General features: G+C 61.6%; 11 protein-coding genes. 9 read left to right on the top strand and 2 right to left on the bottom strand.

Going from position 1 to position 15814, the window contains the following annotated elements; genetic code table 11:
* Positions 1–26: 26 nt before the first annotated feature.
* The 9 genes from VBE63_RS01580 to cbiB all read left to right on the top strand — a co-directional run bounded on the left by VBE63_RS01580 (position 27) and on the right by cbiB (position 11357).
* On the top strand, positions 27–2216 hold the full coding sequence (locus tag VBE63_RS01580; RefSeq protein WP_323681232.1) for a L,D-transpeptidase family protein: 2190 nt from the start codon (positions 27–29) through the stop codon (positions 2214–2216).
* Between the two features lie 85 nt (positions 2217–2301).
* Positions 2302–3354 carry an SPFH domain-containing protein gene (locus VBE63_RS01575; RefSeq protein WP_323681231.1) on the top strand — a complete coding sequence of 351 codons (1053 nt, stop codon included), beginning with the start codon at positions 2302–2304 and terminating at the stop codon, positions 3352–3354.
* 2 nt (positions 3355–3356) lie between these two features.
* Entirely contained in the window at positions 3357–4301 is a 945-nt protein-coding gene (locus tag VBE63_RS01570) for an SPFH domain-containing protein (protein ID WP_323681230.1), read from the top strand.
* A gap of 219 nt (positions 4302–4520) precedes the next feature.
* Positions 4521–4808, top strand: coding sequence for an encapsulin-associated ferritin-like protein (locus VBE63_RS01565; protein WP_323681229.1), 288 nt, complete (start codon positions 4521–4523; stop codon positions 4806–4808).
* A gap of 134 nt (positions 4809–4942) precedes the next feature.
* On the top strand, positions 4943–6211 hold the full coding sequence (locus VBE63_RS01560; protein ID WP_323681228.1) for a hypothetical protein: 1269 nt from the start codon (positions 4943–4945) through the stop codon (positions 6209–6211).
* A 98-nt stretch (positions 6212–6309) separates the two neighbouring features.
* Positions 6310–6861: a hypothetical protein gene (locus VBE63_RS01555; protein WP_323681227.1), complete on the top strand. Its 552-nt coding sequence runs from the start codon at positions 6310–6312 to the stop codon at positions 6859–6861.
* Positions 6862–7127: 266 nt separating this feature from the next.
* Entirely contained in the window at positions 7128–9095 is a 1968-nt protein-coding gene (locus VBE63_RS01550; RefSeq protein ID WP_323681226.1) for an alpha-amylase family glycosyl hydrolase, read from the top strand.
* Positions 9096–9192: 97 nt separating this feature from the next.
* The gene (locus VBE63_RS01545) at positions 9193–10401 is read left to right on the top strand and encodes an adenosylcobinamide amidohydrolase (RefSeq protein WP_323681225.1); all 1209 of its coding nucleotides are present in this window, start codon (positions 9193–9195) and stop codon (positions 10399–10401) included.
* Complete coding sequence (cbiB, locus tag VBE63_RS01540) at positions 10392–11357, top strand: adenosylcobinamide-phosphate synthase CbiB (protein WP_323681224.1); 966 nt, start codon at positions 10392–10394, stop codon at positions 11355–11357. The genes VBE63_RS01545 and cbiB overlap by 10 nt, the downstream gene beginning before the upstream one ends.
* Before the next feature lie 19 nt (positions 11358–11376).
* Here the strand turns inward: cbiB and VBE63_RS01535 are convergent, their stop codons facing one another.
* Both VBE63_RS01535 and VBE63_RS01530 read right to left on the bottom strand, forming a co-directional pair.
* Positions 11377–13617, bottom strand: coding sequence for a putative bifunctional diguanylate cyclase/phosphodiesterase (locus VBE63_RS01535; protein ID WP_323681223.1), 2241 nt, complete (start codon positions 13615–13617; stop codon positions 11377–11379).
* Between the two features lie 556 nt (positions 13618–14173).
* A complete protein-coding gene (locus VBE63_RS01530) occupies positions 14174–15640 on the bottom strand; it encodes a hypothetical protein (RefSeq protein ID WP_323681222.1) in 1467 nt (488 codons plus the stop codon).
* Between the last annotated feature and the right edge of the window lie 174 nt (positions 15641–15814).

The following is a 15814-nucleotide window of genomic DNA, read 5'->3' as shown; positions in this document are numbered from 1 at the left end:
TGATCACCAACAAGGGGGCGCGGTCGATGTCGATATTTTTCCCGGGCGGTAGCGTTCCGATTGGTTACCTGCTGATCGGCGGCATCCTTGCCATCCTCGGCCCTGCCGGCCTATTTGCTCAGCAGGGCACATCGGCGTCTGCTGCAACCCCTCCTGTCTCCGTGGCTGAGACTGTTCCCGAGCCCGAGCCCGAGCCCGAGCCCGAGCCCGAGCCCGAGCCCGAGCCCGAGCCCGAGCCCGAGCCCGAACCCGAGCCCGAACAGCAAACTCTGTTTGAATCCTCTGCTTTCTCTCCTGCGCAGCGTGCAGCGGTCGTTGAATCGCCTCCCCCTCTGCCTGAGGTCAGGGATCTGGTTTTCGACCAGGTGCTGGATGATCTGGATCTGTTCTCGCCACGGCTGCTGCGCGAGTTCTATGCGGCGCGCGCATTTCGTCCCGCTTGGAGCCCGGCGCAAGCAGCGGCCATGCACAAGCTCGCGCAGGGCAGTGTGGCACAGGGCCTCGAGCCTCAAGACTTCAACGCTGACGCGATTCAGGCCCTATTGCCCGGCTCTGTGCTAGCCTCTGGCGAGAATACCGCCGAGCACTGGCGTGCAGACCTGACTCTCAGTGATGCCTTGTTGCGCTATTTGCATCATCTCCAGTACGGCAAATACAACCCGAAAGAGGTCAATCCGGACTGGACGTTCGTCGACTCGGTCGATGCCGTCGAGCTGCAGGCTGAAATGCAAATGGTGCTCGCTGCAGAGGATCTGCCGGCGGCCGTCGAAAAGCGGCTGCCGCAGGCGCCTTTTTACGAGCAACTGAAGCGCGGCTATGCGCGCTACCTGGCGCTGAGCCAGCGCCTGCAGTTGGAAGGCGGTTGGGCGCCGATCGCGGCTGGGCCAAACCTCAGGGTGGGGATGCGTGATGCACGCTTGCCGCGAATCCGCGACCAGCTTGCGCTGCTCGAAGCTGATGACTTGCCGCCGACGGCTGATCCGGATATCTACGACAAGGCCCTCTATGAGGCCGTGCGCGCCTTCCAGGGTCGTTCTGGTTTGGCGGTCGATGGGGTCATTGGCCCACGCACCTTGGCCGCGTTGAATCAGCCGCTCGATGAGCGCCTTGCCGTGATCCGCGCCAACCTGGAGCGGATGCGCTGGCTTTATCATGAACTCCCTGCTGATTATCTGCTCGTTGACATTGCCGCCTTCCAGCTGGAGTTGGTGCGCGATCACCAGACCGTTTGGAGCACGCGCGCGGTGGTTGGCACCGATGAGAATCAGACGCCGATGTTTCGCGATGAGATGGAGTATCTGGTCTTCAATCCGACCTGGTCGGTACCGCGCTCCATTCAGAGGAAGATGCGTGGTGTTCCCGGTGATTATCATGTGATTGATCGGCGCACTGGCCGTCGGGCTTATCCGTCGAATCCAACCGACGCTCGGCGCTACCGTCTGGTTCAGCAGCCTGGCCCAAGGAATGCGTTGGGGAAAGTCAAGTTCATGTTCCCGAATGGTCACGCGATCTATCTGCATGACACGCCCAGCCGTCATCTGTTCGCACGTCATCAGCGTTCTTACAGCCATGGCTGTGTGCGCGTTCAGGAACCGCTGAATCTTGCCCAAGAGATCCTGGCTGCCCAGAACGGGGACCAGAACTGGGATATGAGTGCGATCGAGCGAATCGTCGGCAGTGGCCGCACGCGCTATGTGAATCTTGAGGAGCACTTGCCCGTGCTGCTCTACTATCTGACCGCACGCGCTGACGACCAGGGGCGCATTGGTTTCCGGAATGATCTCTATCGGCGCGACGCGAGCCTGCTCGCCAGTCTCGGGGGCACGGCCAGCGCTGACCGCATCGTGTTTCGAGAGGCCCCGGTGGTTGATCCGGTGGTGGAGTCAGCGCCGGCAACGGCTTCGAGGCCAGGGCCGTCGGCTTCGCCCGGAGTCCCTGCGCCCACGGCTTCAAACAGCCTGCCTGAGGCTAGCCTAAACACAGATGCAGAGGATGGCCCTGATACAGAACTGTTGCTCCTCGATCAGAGCGCGCCGAGGATGACACAAAAGGCTGAGCGGGCAGCGGATGCGAGTCCGTTGGATACGTCGTTCGATCCAATGGAGGCGCTTGATCCCTTGCGGGGCCTATCGATGAACCTCTGGCCTGCTCAAGACCTCGGCGAGCGAGGGTCAAAGGCTGATCAGCGAGCTCTGCGACCGATGCTGAGGCCCTAGGCTCTGCATCCTCAGTGGTTTCGGTTCGCCTAACCTAACCATGATCCCGCTCTTTGCGGCGGTTTCTTCAGGCACGGGGGTTTTGATGCTGCTAGTCACCTTTCTTTTGGGCGTTATCGTTTATGTCATTGTCAAGGTCTTTATTCGAGCGCTCTACACCGTCAAGCCCAATGAGCGGGCCGTGCTGACCTCTTTCGGGCGGGCCGTGCGACTGGGCGATCAGTGGGTCGCTGACGAGAGCCTCAATGAAGACGAGCGCGAGCGCTATCAGTTCCCGCAACTGCGCGTGATCGGTCCGGGAGGCCCCTATTTCAAATGGCCCTGGCAAGAGGTCCACAAGGTTGACATTGCGACCCAATCGATCGACCTGACCTGGGACCCAACCAAGCGTCAGTCGACGATCGAGGCCGTGACCAAAGACAATCTCACAACGGGCGTTGACGGCCAGATTCGTTTCCGTGTCGCCGAGGGTAATCTGTATGCCTACTGTTTCGGCGTCGATAGCCCTCTCGAGCATGTCATGGGCTACTTTATTGCCGTGCTGCGCGAGCGGATTGCCAATTTCGTCGATCCGAAAGGGCAGAGCTTGGTTGATACCGGCGACGTTTCAGCTGAGGCATCGAGCGCGGCGGTTGAGCTGACCGAGGGGGTGTCGATTAACGATCTGCGCAAGAACCTGCCGCTGATCAATGATTATATGGAGAGCCAATGTCGCTCCACCGGAGCGCGTTATGGGATCGAGCTGGATGCGGCGTTGATCACCCAGATTGATCCACCGCCCGAGGTCGATCGCGCTCTGTCGGCGATCAATAGTACGCGCAATCAGGTCGCCGCCGATATCAGCACCGCACGCGCGGACGCTGAGCAGCAAATCACCATGAGCAAGCGGGCTGTCGATATCGCCAGCAATAACGCTCAGGCAGAAGTGGCGCCATTACGTGAGCTGGCGGCCACCCTGATGGGGATTAAGCGCACTGGGGGCGGGGGTGCCTTGCGCGCCTATATCCGCAACATGCGTATCCCGCTGCTAAAACAGGCAAAACGGATCATCCAGGTAGCAGGTCCGACAGCCGATGAGGGCGTGGCGATGGTGATGGGATCACCTGCTACTGATCAACCATCGCGTGGAGGTGCCTAAGCATGCCGATGGCGACCTTGTCCCCTCTGATCGCCTTCCTGTTTGGGATCATCGCAATCCCGGTCGTGCTAGGCATGGCTAGGCAGTTGGGCCTCTATGCCATTGTGCGCGAGCGGGAATCCCAAGTGTTCACGCTCTTCGGCAAGGTCATCGGTACCCTCGATGAGCCCGGACTCCGCTTCCCGGTTGCCTATTTCGGCCCCAAGGCCCTGCTGGTGGCCTTCTTCGGTAAACGCTACTTGGTCAACACCGCACTGCGGCAGTACTACCTCCGCGACCTGATGGTGAACTCGGAGGAGGGCACGCCGATGGGCGTCGGCATCTGGTATGAGATGCAGGTTTGCGATCCGGTGGCCTACCTCTTTACGAACGCGAACCCGGAGGGTTCATTGCAGGCGAATGTCGCTAGCTCGACCATCTCCACATTGTCTAACCTTGAGATGGACAAGATGCTAGAGGATCGTCACCAGCTCAGCCGCAAGGTCCGGACCACGGTCTCGCCCTTGTCGGAGAAGTGGGGCTATAAGCTGGGCTCGGTCTACATCCGCAAGGTCGCCTTTACTGATCGGCAGATGGTCGACAATATCACCGAAAAGGTCGTCAAGCGTCTGATTCAGGTGACGAGTGCGATGAAGCAGGATGGCGAGAATCGCGTGGGCCTGATCAAGAGCGAGACCGCCTTCAAGGTCTCGCAGAAGATGGCTGAGGCAGCGGCTACCCGGCCACGGGTGGTCGGCGAGGCCCTGAATGAGATTGGCCGTGAGGACCCGGAGACACTGGCGGCAGTGATGGAGGTGATGGAGACGGAACAGCTGATTGCCTCCGGCGCTGAGGTGGATGTGCTGCCGCGCGATGCTCAGGTGCTCGTCTCAGTGGGTGAGGCGAGCCGTGGCGTCGGCGGCGCAAGCACAGCGGGGCTGTCTCTGGACGCCAGGGCCTTCTCTTGATCTCGAGCCTGAACCGGGCCGCGCCGGCTCTCCGAGTCCGATCGGCGAGCGTACCGAGGGGGGGATCGGTTCCGGTTGGCTTCAATGGGGTCAGTTCGCGTTGTAATTTTTCGCTCAGGCTCGGACAATGCCTTGAGCGGAGACGCAGCCGTTTTGGCGCTGTCCCGTTCGTTCTATTCCAGGGTCGCCCTCCGCGACCCCCCGCTTCGGAGACCAGCGATGTCCAACGAGGGTTATCACGAGCCAATCACTGAGCTGTCGGATGAAACGCGCGATATGCACCGCGCGATTCTGTCACTGATGGAGGAGCTTGAGGCCGTCGACTGGTACAACCAACGTGTCGATGCCTGCAAGGACGCCGAGCTGCGTGCCATCCTTGCGCACAACCGTGATGAAGAGAAGGAGCATGCGGCGATGGTGCTCGAGTGGATTCGGCGTCGTGACGCAAAATTTGACGATGAGCTCAAGGATTATCTGTTCACCGACAAGCGGATTGCCCACGAATAGGCGGCATTATCAACCCCCGGCGCCACTTCGATAGGCACCTCGTTCACGATGATCAAGCAGTCGTCCGGCACGCCCGGTCGACTGTGCCTGCGGTCAATCGTGCCGCAATCCACGGCAGGAGCTGAGAGCAGCGCATGGCCGATTTTCACCAAGAACCGCAGATCACGACGCTACATGGGCTGCATGAGGCCTTTGATCGCGACCAGTATCTGACGCGGCTTGAGCGCAAGCTCGAGGCGCACGCCAAGCAGGATCATATGTGCTTGCTGCTGCCTTCACTCTTCAGTGAGATCAGCAATGGCGATGTGCTGGATCGAATCGTCGAGCGGATCGCTGAAGTCCGCTACCTGCGTAGTATCCTGGTTGCCTTGGGAGGGGCGTCCGAAGAAGCCCAGTTTCGCGAGGCGCAAGCCTATTTTGGCCGCTTGGCCCGCCCGGATTGCCTAGTTCGCGTCGTTTGGGTGGATGGGCCGCGTATCCAAGGACTACTGTCCGAGCTCGGCGAGCACGGCATCCCCACGGGGCAACAGGGCAAAGGGCAATCGGTCTGGGTGGCCCTTGGTTATTTGTTTGCGCGCGGTGAGGCCAATACCATTGCGCTGCATGACTGCGACATCGTGACTTACGATCGCACCATGCTCGGTCGGCTGATCGAGCCGGTCGCCAACCCGAACAATGCCTTCCAATTCTGCAAGGGGTATTACGCGCGCATCTCGCCGAGCGAGCGGTCGATGAAGGGGCGGGTTACGCGGCTCTTTGTCACCCCATTCGTGGACACCTTGTCGCGCGTGATGTGCAATGAGGCGAAGCCGGAGCTGCAGCGCTTTTTCGAGTACCACCGCGGTTTCAAGTATCCGTTGGCGGGTGAATTTTGCTTCACCTCAGACCTAGCGCGAGGACTCAACATTGCCTATGACTGGGGTCTCGAGGTCGCCACGCTGTCCCAGGTCTACGACCAACTGACGCGCCGACAGGTCGCGCAGATCGATCTGGCGGCGAATTACGAGCATAAGCATCAGGAGCTGTCGCCGGACGATACCTCCAAGGGATTGCATCGGATGGTGGTCGACATCGCCAAGTTCTATCTGACGTACATGCGCTCGCATGGTGTTCCGCTCGACGATGCCTATGTCGATATGCTGTTGCACACCTACTATCAGACCGCGCTGACCTATGTCCGAAAGTACAGTTATGACGCTGATGTGAACGACCTGTCCTACGACCTCTACCAAGAAGAAGCCGCTGCCGGCCATTTTCGAGGCTTCCTCTGGGACGCCTGGATGCAGACCAAGGGCCCTCAGGAGGCCAAGCTGATCCCGTCCTGGAACCGGGTCGCCTACAGCTTTCCGCAGGTCTACGAGCGACTGCACGAGGCCGTCGAGGCCGATCATGCGCCTCGCTGATCTGGCTTAGGCGCCTATGCCTGTGCGCGACACAGGCCGGGATTGATGAGCGAGCCGTTTTCCACAGTCTTAACCTGCCAATACAGAGGAGACTCAAGGTGTCTGAAGCCCGAATGAACAACGACCAGCAAACCGCCAAGTCGGGGTGGAACAAAGTGCTTTTCGTCAGCCTGCCCTATCTCGCGCTCTATGTTGCCTCCATTGTGCTCACGGCGATGACCGATTCAGCCCCTGAGCGTGCGACTGAGCTTTGGAAGATGTTTATGCCCTTTGTTGCGCTGGTCTCCCTGATCGGTGGTTGGCGGTTGTCCGGTGAAGAAACCAAAGACAAGGCGATCTACATCGGCAAACAGGTTCTCTACTGGGGGGCGGTGCTGCTCGTGATCAATCTGCTGTTCATGGGCGATACCGCACACTTCCTGAATGCGGAGAGTCAGGGCTTTATCGTCGCCTATGTGCTTGGACTCTCTGCACTGCTGTCCGGCATCTATATTGATTGGAAGATGTCGCTGTTTGGCGCCTTCTTGATTGCGAGCACGATCGGTATTGCCTTCCTCGAAGATAACGCCCTGTTGATCAGCACCGTCATGGCGGCCTTGGCGGGTATCGCCATCACGGTTGTGCTGCGCCGTAGCGGCAAGGCCAGCTGAGAGGCGCGCCGCCAGTTGCCGATGTGATCCTGGTGCTGAAGGCCCCCGTCGTTGCAGTTGCCTGAGCCAAGGTCCATCGGTCACACTGCAGCGGTCAGTACCGGCATCGGGCGCGGCCTATCATCGTTGTGCGTCATCCAACGCTCGGCAAGCTCGTGCTTGTCGAGGGCAATGACGGCTATGGTGCCGTCATTGAGGGCGACAACTAAGGCGATGCAGAGGCCTGATCCGCGGGCCCGATTGAAGCATTCCTGATTGAAGTATTCATGGATAACAAGACGCCGATCAACGACGAACACTGGGTGCGCGAGCAGGCGGACCGTTCACTTGCGCGCTTGCTACCGCGGCTCGAGCAGCGCTTTAGCACCGCCGTCGATGAAGTCGAATGGCTCGGCTATCGCGAGCGTCTCGAACGCCACTTTCCGCGTCTGTTCAAGCGCTTGTATGGTCTCTATGGCGGCTATTACGACTTCTTCTACCATCTCGAGAGTATCGTCGCTTCGGCTACCGAGATGTGGATCGCGCGCTCGCCAGAACTCAAGGCGCTGGACGCGATGCGCGGCGCCGATCCCTATTGGTACCAGTCCAATCGGATGGTCGGCGCCATGTGCTACGTCGATCAGTTTGCGGGCGACCTGGCGGGCTTGCGCGAGCGTATCCCTTACCTGACCGAGCTCGGCATTACCTACCTGCACCTGATGCCGGTATTCCGCTCGCCCGACGGCGATAATGATGGTGGCTACGCCGTCAGTAGCTACCGGGAGGTCGATCCGACGCTGGGCACGATGGATGATCTGGCGGATCTAGCCACTGAACTGCGTCATCATGGCATCTCATTGACGCTTGACTTCGTCTTTAACCACACCAGTGACGAGCATGATTGGGCACGCGCTGCGCTGGCAGGCGATCGTGCGCATCAGGGCTACTATCGGATGTTCCCTGATCGCACCCTGCCGGATCTCTATGAGAAGACCATGCCTGAGGTTTTTGGTGAGGATCATCCGGGTGCCTTCACCTATCGCACCGGTATCAAGAAATGGGTCTGGACCACCTTCCATACCTATCAGTGGGATCTGAACTACGAGAATCCGGAGGTCTTCAACCGGATGCTCGAGGAGATGCTCTTCCTGGCCAACCAGGGCGTCGAGATACTGCGTCTCGATGCGGTGGCCTTTCTCTGGAAACGCTTGGGCACGAACTCCCAGAATCTGCCTGAGGCACACTGGGTGATCCAGGCCTTCAATGCACTGGTGAGCATTGCCGCGCCGGCCATGGTGTTCAAGTCTGAGGCTATCGTGCATCCAGACGAAGTGCGCGAATACATCAGCATGGACGAGTGTCCGCTCTCCTATAACCCGCAGCTGATGGCGCTGCTCTGGGACGCGTTGGCGACCCGTGATGTGCGTGTGTTGCAACGCGCGATGCAGAGCCGCTTCGCGGTGCCCTCGGGTTGTGCCTGGGTCAACTATGTGCGCTGCCATGATGACATCGGCTGGGCCTTTGCCAACGACGATGTTGAGGCCGTTGGGTTCGATGCAGACCGGCACCGGAACTTCCTGACGCGTTTCTACACCGGTCGCTTCGAGGGTAGTTTTGCCCGTGGTGCACCCTTCCAAGAAGACCCGGTGACGGGTGACGCGCGGATATCCGGTACCTGTGCCTCACTGACGGGGATCGAGAAAGCACTCGCCGAGCAGAATAAGTCTGAGCTCGAGCTGGGGATCGGCCGCATCCTGCTGATCCATGGCGTCATTATCATGATCGGCGGCATCCCGTTGATCTATCTTGGTGACGAGATCGCAACCCTGAATGACTATAGCTACGATCAGGACGCCGAGAAGGTCGGCGACTCGCGCTGGCTGCATCGCGGCACCTTCGATTGGGAGCGCGCAGACCAGCGTCGCGATATGGAGACGGTGACGGGTCGAGTGTATCAGGGCCTGCTGAGGCTGCTGCAGGTGCGCAGCCACAACCATGCATTTGCGCGCGGCGATACCGAACTGCTGGATACCGGCAATCGCCAGGTCTTTGGCTTTCTGCGCTCCAGTGAGCAGTCCACGGTCTTTGTGGTGGGCAACTTCAGTGAGCATCCGCAGCGCCTCGAGGCACGCCGGCTGCGCCAGATGGGGATGCGCAAGACCATGGTTGACCTCTTCGCGGGTCAGACCATCATCGCCACGCAAGAACTGCTGTTAGAGCCCTATCAGCTGATGGCGTTGGCGCGCTCGGCCTAGCCCGCGTGCAGGCGAAGATCGCTTCGGCAAAGACCTCGGCGGGGCCGGCCTGAGTCGCGGCCATGCGCCGATGGCTGAGCGGGTTGCGAGCCACACGATGTCCTGCGAAAGCGCCATGTTACTGAGCGAGACCGAGCATTACCGGCTCCTTCGTCAGGGCCGTTTTCTTTGGGCGGCTCTCAAGCGTCCGCACCGAGTGCTGAGTACTTGCAAGGTCAACGGCGGGCTGCGCGAGGATCTGACCCACGTTGCTAATCACCAAAGCTGCGAGGGCATTGCCCACCATCGGCAGTCTGTGCGCAATCCATCAGCGTGGTCCGGCCGGGATGCCTTTCACATGCAGGCCTGTGTGGACGCTGGCCTGCCGCCGCAGACGACGGCGCTGATGTCGACCGCCGCAAACATGCAGTGTGCCGTCCTCTCGCAGGCAGCTCAGGAGGAGCTTGTCGTCTCGGTGGCGGCGACGGCGGGTGTGCTCGGCAACGCGACCCGAGCTGGCGACCCAGCCGCTTGGCACGAGTATCCCGAGGGTAGTCGGCCGATCCAGCCTGCAGATGCTGACTCCCGAGTGCCGGTCAAGTCTGTGTTGATGGCGCCACCGGATGAGGTTGGCTCAGGCACCATCGTGCTCTTGGTCTTTATCAATCAGCCTTGCACGGCGGCCTGTCTGATGCGGGCGGTCACCATGGTGACCGAAGCCAAGAGCGCTGCGTTGCTCGACCTGCGGATGCCAAGCTTGCAGTCGGCGGGTCTGGCCACCGGCACCGGGACGGATCAACTGGTCATCGCCGCGCCCTTGCCGGCTCCGGGAGACTGGGAGCGCAACTGGGCCGGCGGCCACAATAGCCTCGGTGAGCTGTTGGGGCGGACCGTGCATGCGGCGGTGAGCCGTTGCATCCTGCTGCAGAACGGCGTCTGTGCCGAATTGCGCCGTTCGGTCTGTGGCGCGCTCGGTCGTCATGGCTGCGATGAGGCGGCACTGATGGCTCAGGCCGAGGCGGAGCTGGAGCAAGCCGAGGCTGCGTTGTTCGCGCACAATCTGATGGCGTTGATCCATGATCCTCAGGCTGCGGCTGCCGCCTATGCCATGGCTGAGATCATTGATCTGGCTCGAGCCGGTGTGTTGCACGCCGAGGTGGCGCGGGAGGCGATGATCAATCAGGCGGCGTTGCTGGCAGCGGCGGTTGCTGTTGCGCCCGAGCAGTTCCCCGCGCTGCGCGAGGCGCTGCAATCTCAGCCTGATCTGGCGCCTGGCGTCCTTGCAGCTCGCGCCGTTGCCCTGGGGTTCGCTCGCAAATGGGACTGAGCGTGCATCTGCTGCTGATCCTCGGGGCCTGCGCGCTCGATGCGCTGCTCGGCGATCCGGTCTATCGGCTGCACCCGATCCGCGTGCTTGGCGCCTGGACGCTGTGCTGCGAGCGTTGGCTCTTCGCGGTCGGACTCAACGGCTATCTGGGGGGTGTCCTACTCTGGCTCGCGACGGTCGCTGGCGCGCTTGGCAGCTGGTGGCTGGTGCATGCGGCGTTGGCGCTGCTCCATCCCTGGCTTGCAATGGGCTGGGATCTCTTTATCGCCTATAGTCTGCTCTGCGCACGCGATCTGTTGACCCAGGGCTGGCGCGTGCTTGCGGCCCTCGATGATCTGCCCCTGGCCCGAGCTGAGCTGCAGAGGCTGGTGAGTCGCGATACCGAGACCCTGCCACCCGCTGGGGTGGTGCGCGCGACCATCGAGAGCCTTTCTGAGAACCTAACGGATGGCGTGCTGACGCCGCTGTGGGCGCTGTGCCTCTTTGGACTGCCGGGGCTGATCCTGGTCAAGGTGGTCTCGAACCTGGACTCGATGGTGGGCTATAAGAACGCGCGCTATGCCCGCTTTGGCTGGGCCGGCGCCCGCTCCGATGATCTGGTGCACTGGCTGCCGGCGCGTCTCTCGGTGCCCTTGATCCGGCTTGCTGCGGCCCTGTTGCGGCTGCATTCGCGGCTGGTCTTTCCAACCGCATTGCGCTATCACGCGTTGCTGCCAAGCCCAAATTCTGGTTGGAGTGAGGCGGCCTTCGCGGGCGCGCTGCGGGTGCGCTTGGTCGGTCCGATCTGGCATCAGGGCCATCTCGTCAACGCAGTCTTCATGGGCGACCCTGATTGGCCCGCGGAATTGGGGGCTGATGACCTACGGCGCGCCTTGCAATTGGTTTTGGCCGCCTGTCTGATCGCGCTGCTCGCTGGTCTCGTGCTGGCACCATTGCGCAGTTTGATGCCCTGGTGATCAGGACCGGCTATTGAGGTTAATGCAGCTGCCGTTGCCAGTTGTCCAGGTCGTGCAGCTGGTCATGCGTGCGAGCCGCGAGCTGGAGCCAATCCGCGGTCTCTGGCCCAGACATTGGCGCCGCAATCAGATGGCCTTGGCCGTGTTCGAAGCCAAGCTCGCGGAGGGTCTCGAGCTGGGCGTTGGTCTCGATCCCCTCGGCGATCGCCAGACTGCCAGTTTCGGCAGCGAACTGGCGTGAGGCGCGCGCGAGTATCTGCGCCCGAGGCAAGCTGGCCAGCGCGGCGACGAGCTTGCGGTCGATCTTGATGTAGTCTGCTTGCAGGTCGGCGAGCATGGTCAGCGAAGCCAAGCCGGTGCCGAAATTATCGATCCCGAGCAGGATGTGCTGATTCAACAACCGGGGCAGCACTTGGTGCGACCAGTCAAGATCGGCGCGTAGCGAGCCTTCGGAGAGCTCGAGCCGAATCGCGCTGGCATCAACGCCGTGATCCTGTAACGCCCGGTGCAGAGACTCCAGAAACTGCTCGTCGATGAGCTGCTGCTGGCAGACGTTGATGCTCAGGAAGAGTCCAGGCGACCAGACGCCTTGGCGCTGCCAGGTGCCAATCTGGCTCAGTGCGAGCTCGATGATGCGTTTGCCAAGGCTGCTCAGCATGCCGGCTGACTCGGCGACGGCGAACACCTGCTCGATGCTAAACCCCTTTTGGCTCAGGTGCTCGCAGCGCAGTAAAGCTTCGAACCCCACCGGTGATAGGTTCTCGAGGCTCACCATAGGCTGGAAATGCAGATCGAGCTGATGGTTGCGGATGGCACGCTCAAGCTCGTTTCGGAGCTCGTCCTGCATCTTGGCGCGGGCACGCATCTGCGGCTCGAAGAGGATTGCGCGGCGGCCCCCGAGCTGCTTGCTCAGTTGCAGCGCGAGGCCGATATCCTGCATAAGCTGGTCAACGTCCTTGTCGTCCTGGGTGATGCGCAGCAGGGCGATATCGGGCCTGAGGAGGATATTGTCGCCGCCGATCTGGAGTGGCTCGCGGAAGCGCCCGAGAATGGTTGCCGCCGCCCCTTCGGTATGGCTCCAATGGGCATTCACCTGCATCAGGATCATGAATTCGTCGCCGCCGAAGCGGCCGATCGCATCGGCGTCGAAGCCCAGCTCCGAGAGGATGCGCGCGAAGGTGAGCAGCGTTTGATCGCCACGTGCCTGGCCGAAGCGCTCGTTGACGCATTTGAAGTCGCCAAGATCGATGTAGATCAGTCCAGGGGTGACCCCGGATGAGGATTTGGCTTCGGCAATCGCATTGTTCAGCCGCTCGGTCATGAAGGCGCGGCTATAAGCCCCGGTGACAGGGTCGTGATGAGCCTCGTCGATCAAGCGCTGCTGCAATGCGAGGTTCTCACTTTTGAGCCGCATCAGGATTGCGATCAGCCAGCAGATCGATTCCACCAGATTGCCAAGTGGGAACGCGAATGCGCTCGTCGGCGGTAGCCATGTGCCCTGGGTGACGACCGCGGCCGCCTGGATGCCGCCACCCAGGATCGCGGCGGTGAGACCGACGGCAAACCAGCGCACGCCGGGCTCGCCATCGCGCAGGCGCCTTGCTAAAAGCAGGATGACCAAGACCGCGAGGAGGGGAATAACGGCTGCGCCGACCCGATAGGCCTCGGCGGTGAAGGCCGAGAGGTAGAAGCTACTCGCGCTGAGGCCGGTGCTGATCAACAGCAGGCTGCGGAGGTGACCGCAGGGGCGTAGAAAGGCGAACACCGGCAGGGCCATGCCGATCACGGCGGTGCCGACCGCGAGCGCTTGCAGCAGATGGTGGGTGCTCGGCTCCGGCCAGAACGGGAGCCAAACGGCCCCGAGCCCGACGGCTTGGAACTGAAAGAAGAGTAGGGCGCTGATATAGCCAAGATAAGCCAGTGTCAGCGCGCTGCGCTGATAACGCATCATCAGAATGGCGATCACGAATAGGGTCGCCAGCATGCCTGTGAACATACCCAGCGCAATCCAGAGCCGCTCGCTAAGGCGCTGGAATTGGGATTCGGGCATCAAGGTGATCCAGGGGCGAATCGACTTGTGATCGATCACGAGGGCGACCGGTGGTGTCGTGCCCAAGTTCAGCGGAAGTCGACTATTCGGGAAGGGGCTAGAGATCGCGCGCTGATCGAACGGCACCAGCCGACCCGTCTCGCCGGCATGGATGCAGCCCCGGGCGTCTTGTGCTAGTAGGAGAAAACGCTCAACGATCGGGTCCTTCATCACCGCGATCAGGGGTTCAGTGGGTGGAGCCAGTCCCTGCCCCGATCCCGAATCGGTGTCCGCGTCTGCGCTCAGAGCAGCGCCTGGTCGTTCTAGACTCGGGGCGAGAACGAATGCGCGCGCTGGTGCATGCGTACCGAGTGGCGGGATAGGTGCGATCGGGCAGTCAGCAGGGGCTTCATCCGCGAGCGCTTGGTAGCGTTGCAACCAGTCTGCGGCTGTACCTGTCGCGATTGACCGGCTCAATGTTGTGGCAGGCTCCGAGGCTGTCGGGAAGGCGTTGGCTTGGGCAGTGGCTGGCTGCGTGGTGGAACCGAGCAGTAGGAGCTGCAGCAGCAACAAGAGCAAAGCAGGCTGACAGAGGCGGATACTCGGCAATGTGGCTCGCCCTCCGAGCCAGGGCCTAGGCGCAGCGGCGTCGATCGCGAGGTCGGGTCCTAACTGTCGGCAACCTGGGTGGCAGCGTCCGAGTGTTGTTTTGCGCTGACGCGTCGCGAAGGCGTTGGGTTCAGACATCGGCGGGTGGAGGCAAAAGGCTAGATGCGCCGGTCTCATCTCAATCCCCCGAGCGGCGGAGCTCGCGGGTGAGCTTCTCGAGCTCGCGCTGCATCTGGAGGTTTTGGAAGGGGCGCAGTGGCGGTACCTCGCGTTCGAGCAGACCGTCGAGCAGACGTTGGCTGGACTGTACCAGATCAACCAGCTCGCCCGAGACGCGCACCGTTTGGTAGGTGTTCCAAGCGGTCTGGATATCCGCATCCAAGGCGGTTCTAGCCTGCGCGACCTGATGGCGCTGCTCGATAAGGTAATCACGATAGACGCCAGCGGCCTCAATGGTGAGCTGCTGTGCCTCCAGGTTGTTGCGCAGCAATTCGCGCCGATCGGGTTGGGACTGCATCAGGGCGCGCGTTTCCTCATTGAGCCTCGCCGCACGTTCGGCGATAGCGTCGATCTCTGGCATATAGCGCGTCTCGATGGCCTGCTCGACATCGCTGTGCATGCGTGCGAGCGCGCGCAGCAGGATGACGTACATGCCGTAATAGCGTCTTGCGCTCTCGAGGTCTTCGCCGCTGTCTTCGACTAAGGTCTCGAGCTGTTGGGTGATGGCCTTGACGTTGTCGAAGACGATGCCAAGATCGATGAGGTTGTCGCCGACCACGGTGGCGAGCAGCAGATCGATCTGATCGTTGCTGAGCTCAAGCCCCATTGCACGCAGCTCACCGACGAACTCGGCCTTGATCTGCTCGAGCTCGGCCTGGTACCGACGGATCTCGGCCTCGCGCTCGGCGATGCGCGCGTCATAGTCAGCGACCGTTGTCGCCATCAGCGATTCGCTCGGCGCGGCGATCCGTGCACGCCGAAATTGGTCGATCTTGGTGCGAGCATCGGCAATCTGTGTGCGTACTGCCTCGATTTGAGCACGATAATCTTGCACGGGTGAGCGCGAAAGGATGCCGACCGAGGCGTCCAGCAGGGCATTGATGTCAGCTTCGGCATCCCGCTTGTCGCGGCCGAGCCAGGCTCGATCTGGAAGCTGCGGTCGATCGTCCTCGATCTGCAGGGTCTGCTCGAGCTTGGGAACCAGCTCCTTCCAAATCGCAGCCGCCGGCGCAGGCTCAGTCGGGCTCAGCGAGCGTTGCGCCCCATCCCAAGCCTCGAGCGTGGCCTCGCGGGAGCGTTGCCACCAAGCATCGGCGGACTGGGTCGATCGTTGCCAAAACGAGCCGGCGCCCTCGAGCGAGCGCTCCAGCAGGTCTGAGAAGCGCTCGTCGCGGTTGCCGTCGGTTGCTGTCTCGCGGCTGTTGGCAGCCTTGTTGGCGCTGGCGTTCGACGCGATGGCGGGTTCTGCGCCATTGGGGCTGTCGTTGGGGCTGCTCGTGGCTGGCTCGGCGATCTGTGCCGTGGCAGCGCCGGCGTGCGTTGCGGCAGCCAGCAGGAGCGCGAGCACGCGGGCTGCGTTTGGACCCTGGCGCCGGCCGGCGGGGTTCAGGTCAGTTGCTACTGGGTTGCTGATCCTGTGCGTCATGAGCCTGTATTCTTGTCGTTGCGGCCACTCGGATGGTGGATCGCGATCAGCCAAACTGCAGAGATTAACAAGATCGGGCTGCCATCGTGCCGCTGGTTGCGCCCTGATGCTTGCGGCAGCGCTCGGCGGCTGCTAAGTTGCTCAGCTTTGTAGCGGCAGATCGCTGGCAGATTG

The organism is Lamprobacter sp., from assembly GCF_034860625.1.
In the GTDB taxonomy this organism is placed as follows: domain Bacteria; phylum Pseudomonadota; class Gammaproteobacteria; order Chromatiales; family Chromatiaceae; genus Lamprobacter.
The sequence above is the reverse complement of the archived record's forward strand: the minus strand, read 5'-3'. Positions and strand labels throughout refer to the sequence as shown.